This window comes from Polyangium sorediatum (assembly GCF_029946465.1).
GTDB lineage: Bacteria > Myxococcota_A > Polyangia > Polyangiales > Polyangiaceae > Polyangium > Polyangium fumosum.
On sequence record NZ_JARZHI010000014.1, the window covers coordinates 182,382 to 197,212 of the forward strand.

8 protein-coding genes are annotated in these 14,831 nt (G+C 69.0%); 1 reads left to right on the forward strand and 7 read right to left on the reverse strand.

The window, feature by feature from the left end; genetic code table 11:
- Positions 1-11 precede the first annotated feature (11 nt).
- From QHF89_RS18445 to QHF89_RS18475, 7 genes are all read right to left on the reverse strand, one after another.
- The gene (locus QHF89_RS18445; protein ID WP_136972710.1) at positions 12-2,768 is read right to left on the reverse strand and encodes a PAS domain S-box protein; all 2,757 of its coding nucleotides are present in this window, start codon (positions 2,766-2,768) and stop codon (positions 12-14) included.
- Positions 2,769-2,945: 177 nt separating this feature from the next.
- On the reverse strand, positions 2,946-5,171 hold the full coding sequence (locus tag QHF89_RS18450; protein WP_136972711.1) for a PAS domain-containing sensor histidine kinase: 2,226 nt from the start codon (positions 5,169-5,171) through the stop codon (positions 2,946-2,948).
- A 128-nt stretch (positions 5,172-5,299) separates the two neighbouring features.
- Positions 5,300-6,034 carry a glutathione S-transferase gene (locus tag QHF89_RS18455; protein WP_136972712.1) on the reverse strand — a complete coding sequence of 245 codons (735 nt, stop codon included), beginning with the start codon at positions 6,032-6,034 and terminating at the stop codon, positions 5,300-5,302.
- A 21-nt stretch (positions 6,035-6,055) separates the two neighbouring features.
- The gene (locus tag QHF89_RS18460; RefSeq protein WP_136972713.1) at positions 6,056-7,489 is read right to left on the reverse strand and encodes a glutamate synthase subunit beta; all 1,434 of its coding nucleotides are present in this window, start codon (positions 7,487-7,489) and stop codon (positions 6,056-6,058) included.
- The gene (gene gltB, locus QHF89_RS18465) at positions 7,482-12,095 is read right to left on the reverse strand and encodes a glutamate synthase large subunit (protein WP_136972714.1); all 4,614 of its coding nucleotides are present in this window, start codon (positions 12,093-12,095) and stop codon (positions 7,482-7,484) included. The genes QHF89_RS18460 and gltB overlap by 8 nt, the downstream gene beginning before the upstream one ends.
- Positions 12,096-12,251: 156 nt before the next feature.
- Positions 12,252-13,040, reverse strand: a complete 789-nt coding sequence (locus QHF89_RS18470; protein ID WP_136972715.1) for a hypothetical protein — start codon at positions 13,038-13,040, stop codon at positions 12,252-12,254.
- A 144-nt stretch (positions 13,041-13,184) separates the two neighbouring features.
- Positions 13,185-13,781, reverse strand: a complete 597-nt coding sequence (locus QHF89_RS18475; protein ID WP_136972716.1) for a prolyl hydroxylase family protein — start codon at positions 13,779-13,781, stop codon at positions 13,185-13,187.
- 80 nt (positions 13,782-13,861) lie between these two features.
- Here QHF89_RS18475 and QHF89_RS18480 point away from each other — a divergent pair, with 80 nt between their 5' ends.
- Positions 13,862-14,824, forward strand: coding sequence for an NmrA/HSCARG family protein (locus QHF89_RS18480; RefSeq protein ID WP_284720653.1), 963 nt, complete (start codon positions 13,862-13,864; stop codon positions 14,822-14,824).
- Positions 14,825-14,831 lie beyond the last annotated feature (7 nt).

The following is a 14,831-nucleotide window of genomic DNA, read 5'->3' on the forward strand; positions in this document are numbered from 1 at the left end:
GGCGGCGCCCCTCAGCCCACCTCCGCACCCTCGGGCCACGTCGGGACAGGCAGGGAAAACGAGAATGTCGTGGTCTCGCCGGGCACGCTCTCGGCGACGACCCGCCCCCCGTGCGCCTCCACGAGCCCCCGCACGATGTAAAGCCCGAGCCCGAGCCCCTTGATCGCGCCGCCGTGCGCGCGCCCTCGCTGAAACCGCTCGAACAAGGCCCGCATGTCCTCGGCCGTGATCCCCGGCCCCTGGTTGCGCACCGCCACCACGACCTCCCCGCCGCGCGCCTGCGCGCTGATCTCGATCGGCGTCCCGGGCGCGCCGTATTTGAATGCATTCGAGAGGAGGTTTTCCACGACCTGCTCGATCCGCTGCGCATCGATGGAGACCGCGGGCAGCTCGCCGCGGATCGAGAGCGTGACGCGCTCGCGGGCCTCGTTCGCCTCGATGACGTGCGCGAGCAGCGCCGAGACGTCCGTCGGCGCGCGCACGAGCGAAAGCCGGCGGGCCTCGATCCGGGAGAGATCGAGCAGGTCGCCGATCATCCGCCCGAGCCGCTCCGCGCTGTCGACGATCCGTGTGGCGCGGTAGCGCGCCGTGGGGTCGGCCGAGGAGCGCGTGACCATCCCCGCGAGGGTCTTGATGGTCGTGACGGGGTGGCGCAGGTCGTGGGCCACCATGCTCGTCCATTCCTGCTGCAATCGTTCGAGCTCCTTCAGGGACGTGATGTCCTCGTAGGTCACGACGGCCCCGAGCGTTTGGCCCCCCTCGCTGCGAATGGGAGACGCGCTCGTCAAGATCGACACGTCGGGTTTGCCCGGGACCCGGAGGAGCAGCTCCCGTCCGGTCACCATCTGGCCGCGCAGGCCCCGCTCGATCGAGAGGTCCTCATGGGGCACCTTCGAGCCGTCCGGCAGGTGGACCCGCTGCCGCATCAGGCCAAGCACGTCCTCGATCGGCCCGGTCACGCCGAGCAGTTCCTCGGCCCTCCGGTTCATCACGAACCGCTCCCCCTTTTCCAGCTCGCAGAGAACGATTCCGATGGGCGAGCGGTCGATCACCGCCCGGAGCCAGCGTCGCTCCGTCGAGAGGGCATCAACGAGCCGTTCACGCTCCGCTTCGAGCCGCCGCTGCTCGGTCACGTCGTCGTTGATGACGAACGCCCCGAGGACCCGTCCCTGCGGATCTCGCACCGGCGCCGCCGAGTTCAGGACGAGCCTGTGGCGGCCGCCTCCGGCCTCGATCTCGAGGAGATCGTTCAGCGTGGCCTCGCCGCTCCGTATCGCGCGGTGGAGCGCCCATTCGTCGGGCTTGACCTCCTCGCCCGTCGCGACCCACCACGCCTTGTGTTCTTCGCCGAACGGCTCCGGCCCGACGAGCCGTGCCCCGCCCCAGATACGTCGTCCGGCGGGGTTGACCAGGACGAGCTGGCCGCGTTCGTCGGAGACCCATACCCCGACCGGCAAGGTCTCGAGCACCTGCCGGAAGAGGAGCTCGCTTTTCTGGAGCGCCCTCTCCGCGCGACGCTGCTCGGTCACGTCCCGCACGGTCGCGCAGAGCCGGATCGGGTGCCCCGCTTCGTCGCGGATCACGTCGCCATCCGCGTGCACGATTTGCTCCCGCCCGTCGTGCGCGAGGGTGCGGTGATGGATCGAAAACGAGAGCGACCCGCCGAGGGCGCGCCGGACGGCCTCGTCCACCTCCGTGTGATCGTCCGGGTGCACGAACGAGAAAAACTGCTCGTAGGTCATCTTGCCGGCGCCGGGGGGCAGGCCAAAGAGACGGTCGCATTCGTCCGACCAGGCGACCTCGTTCGTGTCGATGTCCCATTCCCAGCTCCCGATGCGGGCGATCCGCTGGGCGCGGGCGAGGCGCTCCTCGCTCCGGCGAAGCGCCTCCTCGGATTGCTTGCGCGCCGTGACGTCCCGGAGGATCCCCATGTGCCTGCCCGGAATGAAATGGGCCTGCGCGGTGACCTCCCCGACGAACGTCGTGCCGTCGGCGCGCCGGAACGGTCCTTCGGCGTTCCAGCGCCCTACCAGGAGGAATTGGGACCAGTTCGCCCGGACCTGGGACGCGAGCTCGGGGGGCTTGAGATCCACCCAGGTTCGCCGCAAGAGCTCGGCCCGCGAGGCGCGGAGCAGCTCGCACGTGCGCGGATTGACGTCGACCAGGCGCCCTTCGTCGTCCGTGACGATGATGCCGTCGAGCGCGTGCTCGAAGAGCTTCCGGTACCTCCGATCGTGCCCCAGGGTCGCCTGGGTCGCGGCCGAGAGCGAGGCCGCGATCAAACCGGTGAGCGCCGAGAGCATGGGCAAGGCTCGATCCCGGCCGCTCTCGGCCCGCGGCGTGAAGCAAACCAGCACGCCGAGCAGACGCTCCTCGGATACGAGCGGCGCCGCCAGGGCTCGCTGGCCGCAGCCGAGCTCGGCGGCCACGCGCAGGTCCACGAGGACGTCCTTGGCTGCGATATCGACGTCCGCAGCCTTCCGCGCGCGCGCCACCCGGGCTGCCAGGCTCGCCGATTCGAGCGGGAGCGAGCCGATGCGGGCGAGCAGCGCTTCGGGGGCGCCGCGATGCGCCGAGACGGCGAGCATCCGCTCGTCCCCGCCGAGGCCGTAGACGAGCGTCACGTCTGCGTCGAGCGCCGATGCCACGAGCTCGACCGCGAGCCGGTGCGCGTCGCGTGGCTCGATCTCGCTGCTCAGAAGGCCCGCTGCGAGTTTGGCAAATGCACCTGCGTGATCGGAAAAGACGACATCGTTGGCCCCCACCATAATTTCCCCAATGCGCTCCGCCGCGCGCGGATGAGCGCCTGTATCTCATACAGTAAGACATGCCCACGGCAGTCTGTCACGCTACCAATGCCATTCGAATGGGAGGGTTCGTCCCACGTCGCGCCCTCGGGCTCGCTCGGCTGACCGCTTGATCCCGGAGACGAGGACGCGCGCGATTCAGTCCGTCTGCGCGCCCTCGGGTCTCGCGGTGATGGGCAAGGAAAACGAAAAGGTCGTGGTCTCGCCGGGCACGCTCTCGGCCTCGACCCGCCCCCCGTGCGCCTCCACGAGGCCCCGCACGATGTAAAGCCCGAGCCCGAGCCCTTTGATCGTGCTGCCGCGCGCGTGCCCCCGCTGGAACCGCTCGAACAAGGCCCGCATGTCCTCGGCCGTGATCCCCGGCCCTTGGTTGCGCACCGTCACCACGATCTCGCCGCCGCGCACCTCCGCGACGACCTCGATCGGCGTCCCCGGCGCGCCGTATTTGAGCGCATTCGACAGGAGGTTTTCCGCGACCTGCTCGATCCGCTGCGCATCGACCGACACGGCGGGCAGCTCGCCGCAAATCGAGAGCGTCACGCGCTCGCAGGCCTCGCTCGCCTCGATGACGTGCGCGAGCAGCGCCGGGACATCCGTCGGCGCGCGCACGAGCGTGAGCCGGTGGGCCTCGATCCGCGAGAGATCGAGCAGATCGCCGATCATCCGTTCGAGCCGCTCCGTGCTCGCGACGATCCGCTCGGCGCGCCGGCGCGCCGTGGGATCGGGCAGGCGCGCGAGCATCGACGCGAGGGTCATGATGGTCGTGACCGGCTGGCGCAGGTCGTGCGCCACCACGCTCGTCCATTCCTGCCGCAATCGTTCGAGCTCCTTCAGGGACGTGATGTCCTCGTAGGTCACGACGGCCCCGAGGATCCGGCCCTCCTCGCTGCGAATGGGCGACGCATTCGTCAAGATCGGCACGTCGGGTTTGTCGGGGATACGGACCACGAGCTCGCGACCGGTCACCACGTCGCCGCGCAGGCCCCGCTCGATCGACAAGTCCCCGTGCGACACGCGCGAGCCGTCCGGGTGGTGGAGCCGCTCGCGGAGCAGGCCGAGCACGTCCTCGATGGGCCCGGTCACGCCGAGCAGCTCTTCGGCCCGCCGGTTCAGGATGAAGCGCGGCGCCTCGGTCAGCTCGCAGAGCACGATTCCGATCGGCGAACCGTCGATCACCGTCCGGAGCCAGCGCCGCTCGGTCGAGAGGGTGCGGACGAGCGCCTCGCGCTCCGCTTCGAGCTGCCGCTGCTCGGTCACGTCGTCGTTGATGGCGAAGGCCCCGAGGATACGCCCCTCCGCGTCACGCACCGGCGCCGCCGAGTTCAGGATGAGCCTGTGGCGGCCATCGAAGGCCTCGATCTCGACGAGATCGTTCTGCGTGCTCTCCCCCGTCCGCACCGCGCGGGTGAGCGCCCATTCGTCGGGCTTCACCTCCTCGCCCGTCGCGGCCCACCACGCCTTGTATTCGCCGAGCCGCTCGGGGCCGACGAGCCCACCCCAGATACGTCGCGTCGCGGGGTTCGCCAGGACGAACGTGCCGTGCTCGTCAGAGACCCACACCCCGACCGGCAAGGTCTCGAGCACCTGCCGGAAGAGAAGCTCGCTCTTCTGCAGCGCCATGTCCGCCCGCCGCTGCACGGTCACGTCCTGCATCGTCCCGGTCATGCCGAGCGTGCGCCCCGCCTCGTCGCGGACCACGTCGCCCTCCGCGTGCACGATCCGCTCGACCCCGTCGGCGGCGAAGATGCGGTGATCGATCGAATAGGTCGCGAGCCCTTGGAGGGCCCGTTGCACCGCGTCGTCCACGCGCGCGCGGTCGTCCGGGTGCACGAACGCGAGGAACTCGCCGTAGGGTTTTTTTTCGTCCGAGGGGGGGAGGCCGAAGAGGCGGAAAATCTCGTCCGACCAGGTCGTCTCGTCCGTCGCGGCCACCCACTCCCAGCTCCCGATCTGGGCGATCCGCTGGGCGCGGGCGAGGCGCTGCTCGCTCAGGCGCAGCGCCTCCTCGGATTGCGCGCGCGCGCTGACGTCGCGGAGGGACACGAGGTGTCTGCCCGGCATGAAATGCGCCTGCGCCACGAATTCGCCGAGGAACGTGGTCCCGTCGGCGCGCCGGAACGGCCCCTCGGCCTTGAAGCGTCCTGCTTCGAGGAACACCGGCCACGCCTCGCGGAGCTCTGCCGCGAGCTCGGGGGGCCGGAGATCGAACACGGTCGCTTGCAAGAGCTCGTCGCGAAGGGCGCGCAAAAGCTCACAGGCGCGCGGGTTCACGTCGAGGAGGCGCCCCTCGTCGTCCGCGACGAGGATCCCGTCGAACGCGTGCTCGAAGATGCTCCGGTAGAGCCGCTCGAACTCCGTGGCCATCCCCCGTCCTGCCCCCGCTGCTCACCCCAAGGCTTCCCGTTCGGCTCCTCGCCGCGCCAGCGTCTTCTAGCCCACCACCGATCGCCCGGCAAAACAAGCGCTGTCTTCGGCGCTCGCTCGCGCACGCCTCACCGCTTCGCGTCGAGCTCCGGGTAATGACGGAAAATATCCTCTTCGCTCCAGGGCAGCCGCCGCGGGGACGCGAGATACGCGGCGATCCGGGGGCGCGTGGCCACGGCGCCCGCGAGCGCCACGAGGTTTGGCGCGTGCCGCTCGGCGTGCGCCATGGCATTCGGAAACGCGTACCGCAGGCCCTCGATCACCTGGAAGATCGAGAGGTCGACGTACGAGATCGAAGCGCCCATGAAGTGCGCGCCGCCGCTCCTTTCGAGCGCCTGCTCGAAATAGCGCAGGAACTTGGGCAGCCGCTCCTTTCGGAAGAGGGCCGCGCGTTTCTTCGCCGCAGCTCGCTGGTCCTCATAATAGAGGCTCGACGCGATCGGGTGGTGCGTGTCGTGGATCTCGGCGACGAAATCGGTGACCGAGAGCTGGAGCTGATGCGCGGCAAGGCGGCTCTCCTCGTCGTCGGGGACGAGCCCGAGCCGCGGGCCGAGGTAAAGCAGGATGTTCGCCGTGTGCCCGAGCAAAACATCGCCGACCTTGAGGAACGGCGGCGCGAACGGCGCGAGCCCGGGCCCTGCGCCTTCGAGGAGCTTCCTCATCGCGCGGACGCCCCCGCCCTGCTTCACGGGCAGGCGGGCGACGTCGACGTACGGGACGCCCGCCTCCTCGAACGCGAGCCGGACGAACTCCCCTCGCCCCTGGATCGACGGCCAGTAATACAGCTCGTAACGCGCCTTCATCCGGCGCAAGGTATCACGGCGTCACGACCCGTTCGAATGGCCCCGCAAATGGGCGTCCACCGCCCGCGCTGCGTCGCGCCCCTCGCGGATCGCCCACACCACCAGCGATTGACCACGACGCATGTCCCCCGCGGCAAACACCTTCGGGTTCGAGGTCCGGTAACTCCGCATATCGGCCTTCACGTTTCCGCGCCCGTCGAGGGCCACGCCGAGCTCCTCCAGCATCCCTTTGCGTACCGGGTGCACGTATCCGAGCGCGAGCAGCACCAGATCCGCCGGGACGTCGAACGCCGAGCCCGGGACCTCCTCGGCCCGGAGCGCGCCGCTCGGGTCCTTGTTCCAGTCGATCCGCACGGCGTGGAGCACGCCGACCTTGCCGTTCGTGCCGGAAAACCCCTTCGTCGCGATGGCGAAATCGCGGGTGCAGCCCTCCGCGTGCGAGCTCGACGTGCGCAGCTTCATCGGCCAGTACGGCCACGTGAGCGGTTTGTCCTCATGGGCCGGCGGTTCGGGCATGAGCTCGAAGTTCGTGACGGATCGCGCGCCCTGCCGCACCGCGGTGCCGATGCAATCCGACCCGGTGTCGCCGCCGCCCAGCACGACCACGTGTTTGTCCGTCGCCACGATCTGCGCGTGCACCTCGTCCCCGGCGATGCGCTTGTTCTGCTGGGTCAGGTACTCCATCGCGTAATGGATCCCGTCGAAGTCGCGCCCCGGCACCTCGAGCGGCCGCGGCGCCTCCGAGCCGCCCGCGAGCACGACCGCGTCGAACCCGTCGAGCAGCTCCTTCGCCGGCAGGCTCACGCCCACGTGCACGCCCGTCCGGAACACCACGCCTTCGGCCTGCATCTGATCGAGCCTGCGATCGACGTGCCGCTTCTCCAGCTTGAAATCGGGGATCCCGTACCGGAGCAATCCCCCGACCCGATCGTTCTTCTCGAACACCGTGACCTCGTGCCCGGCGCGCGCGAGCTCCTGCGCGCACGCGAGCCCCGCCGGCCCCGAGCCCACCACCGCGACACGCTTGCCCGACTTGCGCGCGGCGGGCTGCGGCACGATCCAGCCCTCTTCCCAGCCCCGATCGACGATCGATTGCTCGATCGTCTTGATGGTGACGGCCTGATCGTTGATGTTCAGCGTGCAGGCCGCCTCGCACGGCGCGGGACACACGCGCCCCGTGAACTCGGGGAAATTGTTCGTCGAATGCAGCACGTCGAGCGCGTGCCGCCATTTTCCGCGGTAGACGAGGTCGTTCCAGTCGGGGATGACGTTGTTCACGGGACACCCGTTGTGGCAAAACGGGATGCCGCAATCCATGCAACGCGCGCCCTGCCGGCTCACCTCGACGGGCGCCATCGGCAGGACGAGCTCTTCATATCGCTGGATACGCGTGTGCACCGGCACGAGCTCCGGGTCCTTGCGCTGGATTTCCAGGAAGCCTTTCACCTTACCCATGGGCCACGACCTCCGTCACCACCGCGGGAGCGGCCTTCGCGGCCTCCTCGGCCGCGTGCTCGGCGAGCGCGCGGCGGTATTCGTGGGGCATCACCTTCACGAAATGGGACCGGTACGCGGCGAAATCGTCCAGGATCGCCCGCGCCCGCGCGCTGCCCGTGTAGAAAAAGTGTTTTTCGAGCAGGCCCTGGACGATCTCCGTGTCCGCGCGCCCGAGGTGTCGGACGCCGCCCGGCGGCAGGTGCTCGGCGCCTTGCACCGGTTCCAGGGCCACCATCGAGAGGTTGCATCGCAATCGAAAATCCCCGGTCATGTCGAGCACGTACGCCACGCCGCCGCTCATGCCGGCCCCGAAGTTGCGCCCGGTCTTGCCGAGCACGACCACGGTGCCGCCGGTCATGTATTCACACCCGTGATCGCCGATCCCCTCGACGACCGCCGTCGCACCGGAGTTTCGCACGGCGAACCGCTCGCCCGCGACGCCGCGGAAATACACCTCGCCGCAGATCGCGCCGTAGAGCACGGTATTGCCGACGATGATGTTCTCCTCCGGCACGATGGGGCAATCGCGCGGCGGATACGCGATGATCCGGCCGCCCGACAGGCCTTTGCCGACGTAATCGTTCGCCTGCCCTTCGAGCTCCAGCGTGATCCCCTTCGCGAGGAACGCGCCGAAGCTGCCGCCGGCCGTCCCGCGGGCGCGGATCCGGATCGTGTCGTCCGCGAGCCCCGCGTGCCCGTACCGCCGCGCGACCTCGCCGGAGAGCATCGCCCCGGCCGCGCGGTGAATGTTGCGGATCGGCACGTCGAACGCGACGGGCACCTGGTTGACGAGCGCCGGCTGCGCCTCGTCGATGAGCCGGTGATCCAGCACGTGCTCGAGGCTGTGATCCTGCCGCTCCGTCCAGCGGATCGAGACGCCGACAGGCGCCTCGGGCCGATAAAACACGCGCGAAAAATCGAGCCCCTTCGCCTTCCAGTGCGCGATCCCGCGCCGCGTGTCGAGTTTGTCCGATCGGCCGACCATCTCGGCGAAGGTGCGGAAGCCCATCCGGGCCATGTACCCGCGCACCTCCTCGGCCACGAAAAAGAAGTAATTGACCACGTGCTCGGGTTGCCCCGCGAAGCGCTTCACGAGCTCCGGATCCTGCGTGGCGATGCCGACGGGGCACGTATTCAGGTGGCATTTGCGCATCATGATGCAGCCCTCCACCACGAGCGGCGCCGTCGCGAAGCCCATCTCGTCCGCGCCGAGCAGGGCCGCGATCACCACGTCCCGGCCCGTCTTCATCTGCCCGTCGGCCTGCACGGCGATGCGCCCGCGCAGCCGGTTCAGGACGAGCGTCTGTTGCGTCTCGGCGAGCCCGAGCTCCCACGGCCCGCCCGCGTGCTTGACCGACGAGAGCGGCGAGGCGCCCGTGCCGCCGTCGTGCCCCGAGATCGTCACGTGATCCGCATGCGCCTTGGCCACGCCCGCGGCCACCGTGCCGACGCCGATCTCCGACACGAGCTTCACGCTGATGCGCGCCCGCGGATTCACGTTCTTGAGGTCGTGAATGAGCTGGGCGAGATCCTCGATCGAGTAGATGTCGTGGTGCGGCGGCGGCGAGATCAGCCCCACGCCCGGCACGGAGTGCCGGATCTGCGCGATGTACTTCGAGACCTTGTGCCCCGGGAGCTGCCCGCCTTCGCCGGGTTTGGCGCCCTGGGCCATCTTGATCTGGATGTCGTCGGCGTTGACGAGGTACTCCGTGGTCACGCCGAAGCGACCCGCCGCCACCTGCTTGATCGCCGAGCGCATCGAGTCGCCGTTCGGCAAGGGCACGTAGCGCGCGGGATCCTCGCCGCCCTCGCCCGTGTTCGACTTGCCGCCGATGCGGTTCATCGCGATCGCCAGCGTCGTGTGCGCCGCCTGCGAGATCGACCCGAGCGACATCGCGCCCGTGGAGAAACGCTTCACGATCTCGGCCGCAGGCTCCACCTCGGCGAGCGGGATCGGCGGATCCGCTTCTTTGATCTCGAAGAGTCCGCGGAGCGTCATCAGCCGCTCGCTCTGGTCGTTCACGAGCCGCGCGTATTCCTCGTACGTCGCGGGATTTTTCGTGCGCGTCGCGTGCTGGAGCTTGGCGATCGCGTCGGGCGTCCACATGTGCGCCTCGCCGCGGACGCGGTAGGCGTAGTCGCCGCCGGCGTCGAGCGTGTTCCCGTAGGGCGGCGCGTCGCCGAACGCGAGCCGGTGCAGCCGCACGGTCTCCTCGGCGATCTCCTGCAAACCGACGCCCTCGATGGCCGTCGCCGTCCCCGTGAAATAACGGTCCACGAAGGCCGAGGCGAGCCCGACCGCCTCGAAGATCTGCGCGCCGCAATAGGACTGGTAGGTCGAGATGCCCATCTTGGACATGACCTTGAGCAGCCCCTTCGCGATCGCCTTGATGTACTTCGCGCAGGCATCCTGGTGGGACATCCCCGCCGGCAAGAGATCACCGAGCGTCGCCAGCGTGGCGAACGCGAGGTTCGGGTGGATCGCCTCGGCGCCGTAGCCCGCGAGCAGCGCGAAATGGTGCACCTCGCGCACCGAGCCCGTCTCGACCACGAGCCCCGTCCGCGTCCGCAGGCCCGCGCGCACGAGGTGCTGGTGCACGTCGCTCACCGCGAGCAGCGCCGGGATCGCGATGTGATCCGGCCCGACGTCCCGATCCGACAGGATCAGGATGTTCACGCCGCCGCCCCGCACCACGTCCTCGGCGTCCGCGCAGAGCTTTCCGAGGGCCGCTTCCATCCCGTCGGCGCCCCACGCGGCCGGATAACAGATCGACAGCACCACCGACCGGAAATGCCCCTTCGTGAGCTCCTCGGCGCGGTGCAGCTTCTCCATGTCCTCGAACGTGAGAATGGGCAGGTGCACTTCGAGCCGCATGTTCGGCCCGCTCTCGTCGAGGGCGAGGATGTTCGGCCGCGGCCCGATGAACGAGACGAGCGACATCACGGTCTCTTCGCGGATCGGATCGATCGGCGGGTTCGTCACCTGCGCGAAGAGCTGCCGGAAGTAACCGAAGAGCGGCTTTGGCCGATCGGAGAGCACGGCGAGCGGCGTGTCGTCGCCCATCGAGCCGATGGCCTCCTCGCCGGTCGCCGCCATCGGCGCCATCACGAGCCGGAGATCCTCCTGCGTGTAGCCGAACGCCTGCTGCCGATCGAGCAGCTTGTCGCTGTCGGGCACGGGCACGTAGTCCGGCATCGGGATGTTCTCCAGGCGGAGCTGCGTGCGATCGAGCCACTTCTGGTAGGGCCTGTGCTTCGCGAGCTTCGTCTTGAGCTCCTGATCGTCGATGATGCGCCCCTCGACGAGGTCGATGAGCAACATCTTCCCCGGCTGCAGGCGCCATTTCTTGACGATCTTGCGCTCCGGGATGTCGAGCACGCCCGCCTCGGAGGCGAGGATCACGTAGTCGTCGTCCGTGAGCAGGTACCGCGCGGGCCGGAGGCCGTTCCGATCGAGCGTGGCGCCGATCTGCCGCCCGTCCGTGAACGCGATCGCCGCGGGCCCGTCCCACGGCTCCATCAGCGCCGCGTGGTACTCGTAGAACGCGCGCCGGCGCTCGTCCATCAGCGGGTTCGTGGCCCACGCCTCCGGGATCATCAGCATCATCGCGTGCGCCAGCGAGTAGCCGCCGAAGTAGAGCAGCTCGAGCGCGTTGTCGAACGAGGCCGAGTCCGACTGGCCGTCGTAGATGAGCGGCCAGATCTTCTGCAAGCCGTCGCCGAGCAGCTTCGAGGCGATGTTCTGCTGGCGCGCGCGGATCCAGTTCACGTTGCCGCGCAGCGTGTTGATCTCGCCGTTGTGCGCGATGAGCCGGAACGGATGCGCGAGATCCCACGAGGGGAACGTGTTCGTCGAGAAGCGCTGGTGCACCATCGCGAGCGCGGACTCGACCGCCTTGTCCTTCAGGTCCACGTAGAACTCGCCGACCTGGTGCGCGAGCAGCATGCCCTTATACACGATCGTCCGCGCTGAAAACGAAGGCACGTAGAACTGCCCCGCGCGCGAGATCCCGAGCGCGCGGATCGCGTGGCCTGCGCGCTTGCGGATGATGTAGAGCTTGCGCTCGAAGGCCTCGACGTCCGGCGTGGAGAGGCCACGCCCGACGAAGACCTGCCGGATGACGGGCTCGCTCGCTTTGACGCCCTCGCCGAGGCCGTGGTTGTTCACCGGCACGTCGCGCCAGCCGAGGACCTCCTGCCCTTCGGCGACGATGGCGCGCACCACCTCGTGCTCGCAGGCCGCGCGCGCGCCGGGATCTTGCGGCAGGAACATCATGCCCACGCCGTACTCGCCGGGCTCGGGCAACGTGATGCCGGCGAGCGCGCACTCGCGCACGAAGAAGGCGTGCGGGATCTGCAGCAGGATGCCCGCGCCGTCGCCTTGCAGAGGGTCTGCGCCGGTGGCGCCGCGGTGGGTCAGGTTCTTCAGGATCTCGAGGCCTTGCGCGACGATCGCGTGGCTCTTTTTGTCCTTGATGTGGGCGATGAACCCGAGCCCGCACGCGTCGTGCTCGTTGCGCGGGTCGTAGAGGCCCTGGCGGGGCGGCGGCGCCTGATGCTTCACAGCCTACGATCGTACGGCGATCGACGTCCGAAGCACAGTCCATCTTGCTGCGATGCAGCAATTTCTTCCTTGCCTGGTGCGTCGCGGTACGGGTTCGACCCGGTGCGGCAATCCGTCCGCACCCGACCGATCATTGCTGGGAGCCCGAGGAATCCATCAATTTCCGAGCAGGATCCCGAGGCCGGCGGTCGCGCCGAGCCGGACGGTGAAGCTCTGGTCGTCGGTCGAAAGTATCGCGGCGGATGTGGTCCCGCCGGAGCGAGAGGCCGCGACGACGAGGCTGGGCGCGGCGCGGAGGTACACGTAGCGATGGATCCGCGCGACGAGGCCGAGCTCGGCGATGCCGCGGATGCTGCGATTGGACGATAGGAAGGCGGCATCGGGCGTCTCCCCCTCGTATTCGGTGTCGCCGCCGCCGTAGGCGAGCGTGAGGCGCGGCCAGAGCGCGAACGACGCGCCGAGCGGGACCACGTATCCGACGCGCGGCGCGATCGCGAAGCCGAATCCGCTCCCCTCCGAGCGCAGCGTCCGCCCGTCGAACTTGACCACCTCCTGCGACCCGCGCGCGTAGGAGGCGGCGACCGTGCCGCCGATCGAGAAATGGCTCCCGACGAAGACGTCGAGCGAAGGCGCGAGCCACACCATGTCGGTTGTGCTCTCGTTGCCGCCCGGCTGCCCCGGGGTGCGGCTCGTGGTCGAGCGCGTATACCCGGCGATGCCGCTGTACCCGAGCCCGAAGCTCCCGCTCCCGCTGCCGAGAGGCAACACCAGCGGGTAGCCGAGGGGGCTGCCGCCGGCGCTGAGCGACACGATGTCGTCGAGCGCGACCTGGCCGCGCGATCCGAAAGGCCTCGTGGGCTCCTCGGCGCGCGTCGTGGAGGGGGCGAGCAGCGCGGCGAGCGCGGGGAGGAAAGACAGGACGAACAGGACGTGGTGTCCGGGCATGGCAGCTCCTTACGTGTTTCGGTGTTCGCTTCCGAGCGCGGGCCCTGTCGGGCTCGCAGGAAGAACACGGGCGGCGGAGCGTCCCTGCCGGTCGTGAAATTGCTCGTCAATTTGTCGGGATTTGCGGCCCTTCGTGCCTTTTGATCAAGGGACCGGTCGATAGAGCACGTCGGAGCGGAGGACGAATTTCGTGCCGTCGGTGACGGGATTTCCCGCGTGGAGGAGCATGTGCTGGAAGAGCAGCGCGTCGCCGGTTTTCGGGACGATGATGCGCTCTTGCTCGGGAAATTCGGTCGCGCCGCCGGCAAACCCCTCGTTCAGATACACCATCAGCGTGAGCAGGCTCCGCGTCCCGCCCTCGCCCGCGTAGGATTGATCCTGGTGCAGGCCGAAATGCTGCCCCACCTCGTACCGGTAGATCCGGAGCGGGAGAAAGATCCCCGCGAGGTGCATGGCGACGCGGCCGCGCGCGCCGAGCTCGGTGGTCATGCGCTCGGGCACGTGGGGTTTCACCCGGCGAAAGAGTTCGTCCGCGAGCGCGGGATCACGCAGGACCGCCGTGGTGCTCGATCGAATGCGGGGATCGACGACACGCCCCTCCTCGGCGTTGACCGTCGCCGGCAGCCAGGCCCCGCCCTGCGCGCCGTCGAGGATCGACGCGCATTCCTCCGGGGAAAACAGCGCGGGGACCGTCCACAACAGTTGCGCGGTGAAATCGAAATGGCCAACGTAAAGCCCCATACGAAGAGCGTACCATGCCGAAGACTTTCGGGGCAGGACGAAGCGTGCCAGAGTGCGCGCCGAGGAAAGAGGAGGGAGTCTTGAGCTCAACGAAACGCGTCATTGCCGTCGTCGGCGCCACGGGCGCGCAGGGCGGAGGTCTGGTCCGCGCCATCACCGCCCATCCGAGTGGCGCCTTTCGCGCCCGCGCCCTCACGCGGAACGTCGATTCGCCCGCCGCGAAGGAGCTCCGTGGCCTCGGCGCCGAGGTCGTCGCCGCCGACCTCGACGACGAGGCGAGCCTGCGCCGCGCGTTCGAGGGCGCGCACGGCGCGTACTGCGTCACGTTTTTTTGGGACCACGCTTCCCCGGAAAAAGAGACCGAACAAGCACGCGCGATGGCCCGGGCGGCGCTGCACGCGCGCGTCGAGCACGTGATCTGGTCGACGATCGAGGACACGCGCAGGTGGGTGCCGCTCGCGGACGGCCGCATCCCGACGCTGCGCGGAAAATACAAGGTCCCGCACATGGACGCGAAGGGCGAAGCCGACACGACCTTCCTCGATCTCGGCGTCCCGACGACGTTCTTTCACACCGCGTTTTACTGGGAAAACTTCATTCACCTCGGCATGGGCCCGCAGCGCGGCGAGGACGGCCGCCTCGCGCTCACCATGCCCTTGGGCCCGGCCAGGCTGCCGGGCATCGCGACGGAGGACATCGGGCGCGCGGCGTACCGCATCTTCGAGCGCGGCGCCGATTTCATCGGGCAACGCCTCGGCGTCGCGAGCGACCACCTCACCGGGAGCGAACTCGCGGCCGCGTTCTCGGCCATCGCCGGCGAGGAGGTCCGCTACAACGCCATCGATCTGGACGTCTACCGCCGCCTCGATATCCCCGGCGTGGACGACCTCGCGAACATGTTCCAGTTCAAGCGTGATTTCGAGGCCGACTATTGCGGCCTCCGGGACGTCGCGCGGACACGCGTGCTGAACCCGAACCTCCGCTCCTTCGCCGCGTGGCTCGCGGAGAACCAGCGCCGGATCGCCCTCCCGCCGCGCGCCTGAGCCGCGC

Excerpts from the sequence above, each read along its gene's own strand:
- QHF89_RS18475 (WP_136972716.1), bottom strand. The coding sequence starts at position 13,781 with ATGGGGCTTTACGTTGGCCATTTCGATTTCACCGCGCAACTGTTGTGG.
- QHF89_RS18450 (WP_136972711.1), bottom strand. The coding sequence starts at position 5,171 with ATGGCCACGGAGTTCGAGCGGCTCTACCGGAGCATCTTCGAGCACGCG.
- QHF89_RS18460 (WP_136972713.1), bottom strand. The coding sequence starts at position 7,489 with ATGGGTAAGGTGAAAGGCTTCCTGGAAATCCAGCGCAAGGACCCGGAG.
- QHF89_RS18445 (WP_136972710.1), bottom strand. The coding sequence starts at position 2,768 with ATGGTGGGGGCCAACGATGTCGTCTTTTCCGATCACGCAGGTGCATTT.
- QHF89_RS18455 (WP_136972712.1), bottom strand. The coding sequence starts at position 6,034 with ATGAAGGCGCGTTACGAGCTGTATTACTGGCCGTCGATCCAGGGGCGA.
- QHF89_RS18470 (WP_136972715.1), bottom strand. The coding sequence starts at position 13,040 with ATGCCCGGACACCACGTCCTGTTCGTCCTGTCTTTCCTCCCCGCGCTC.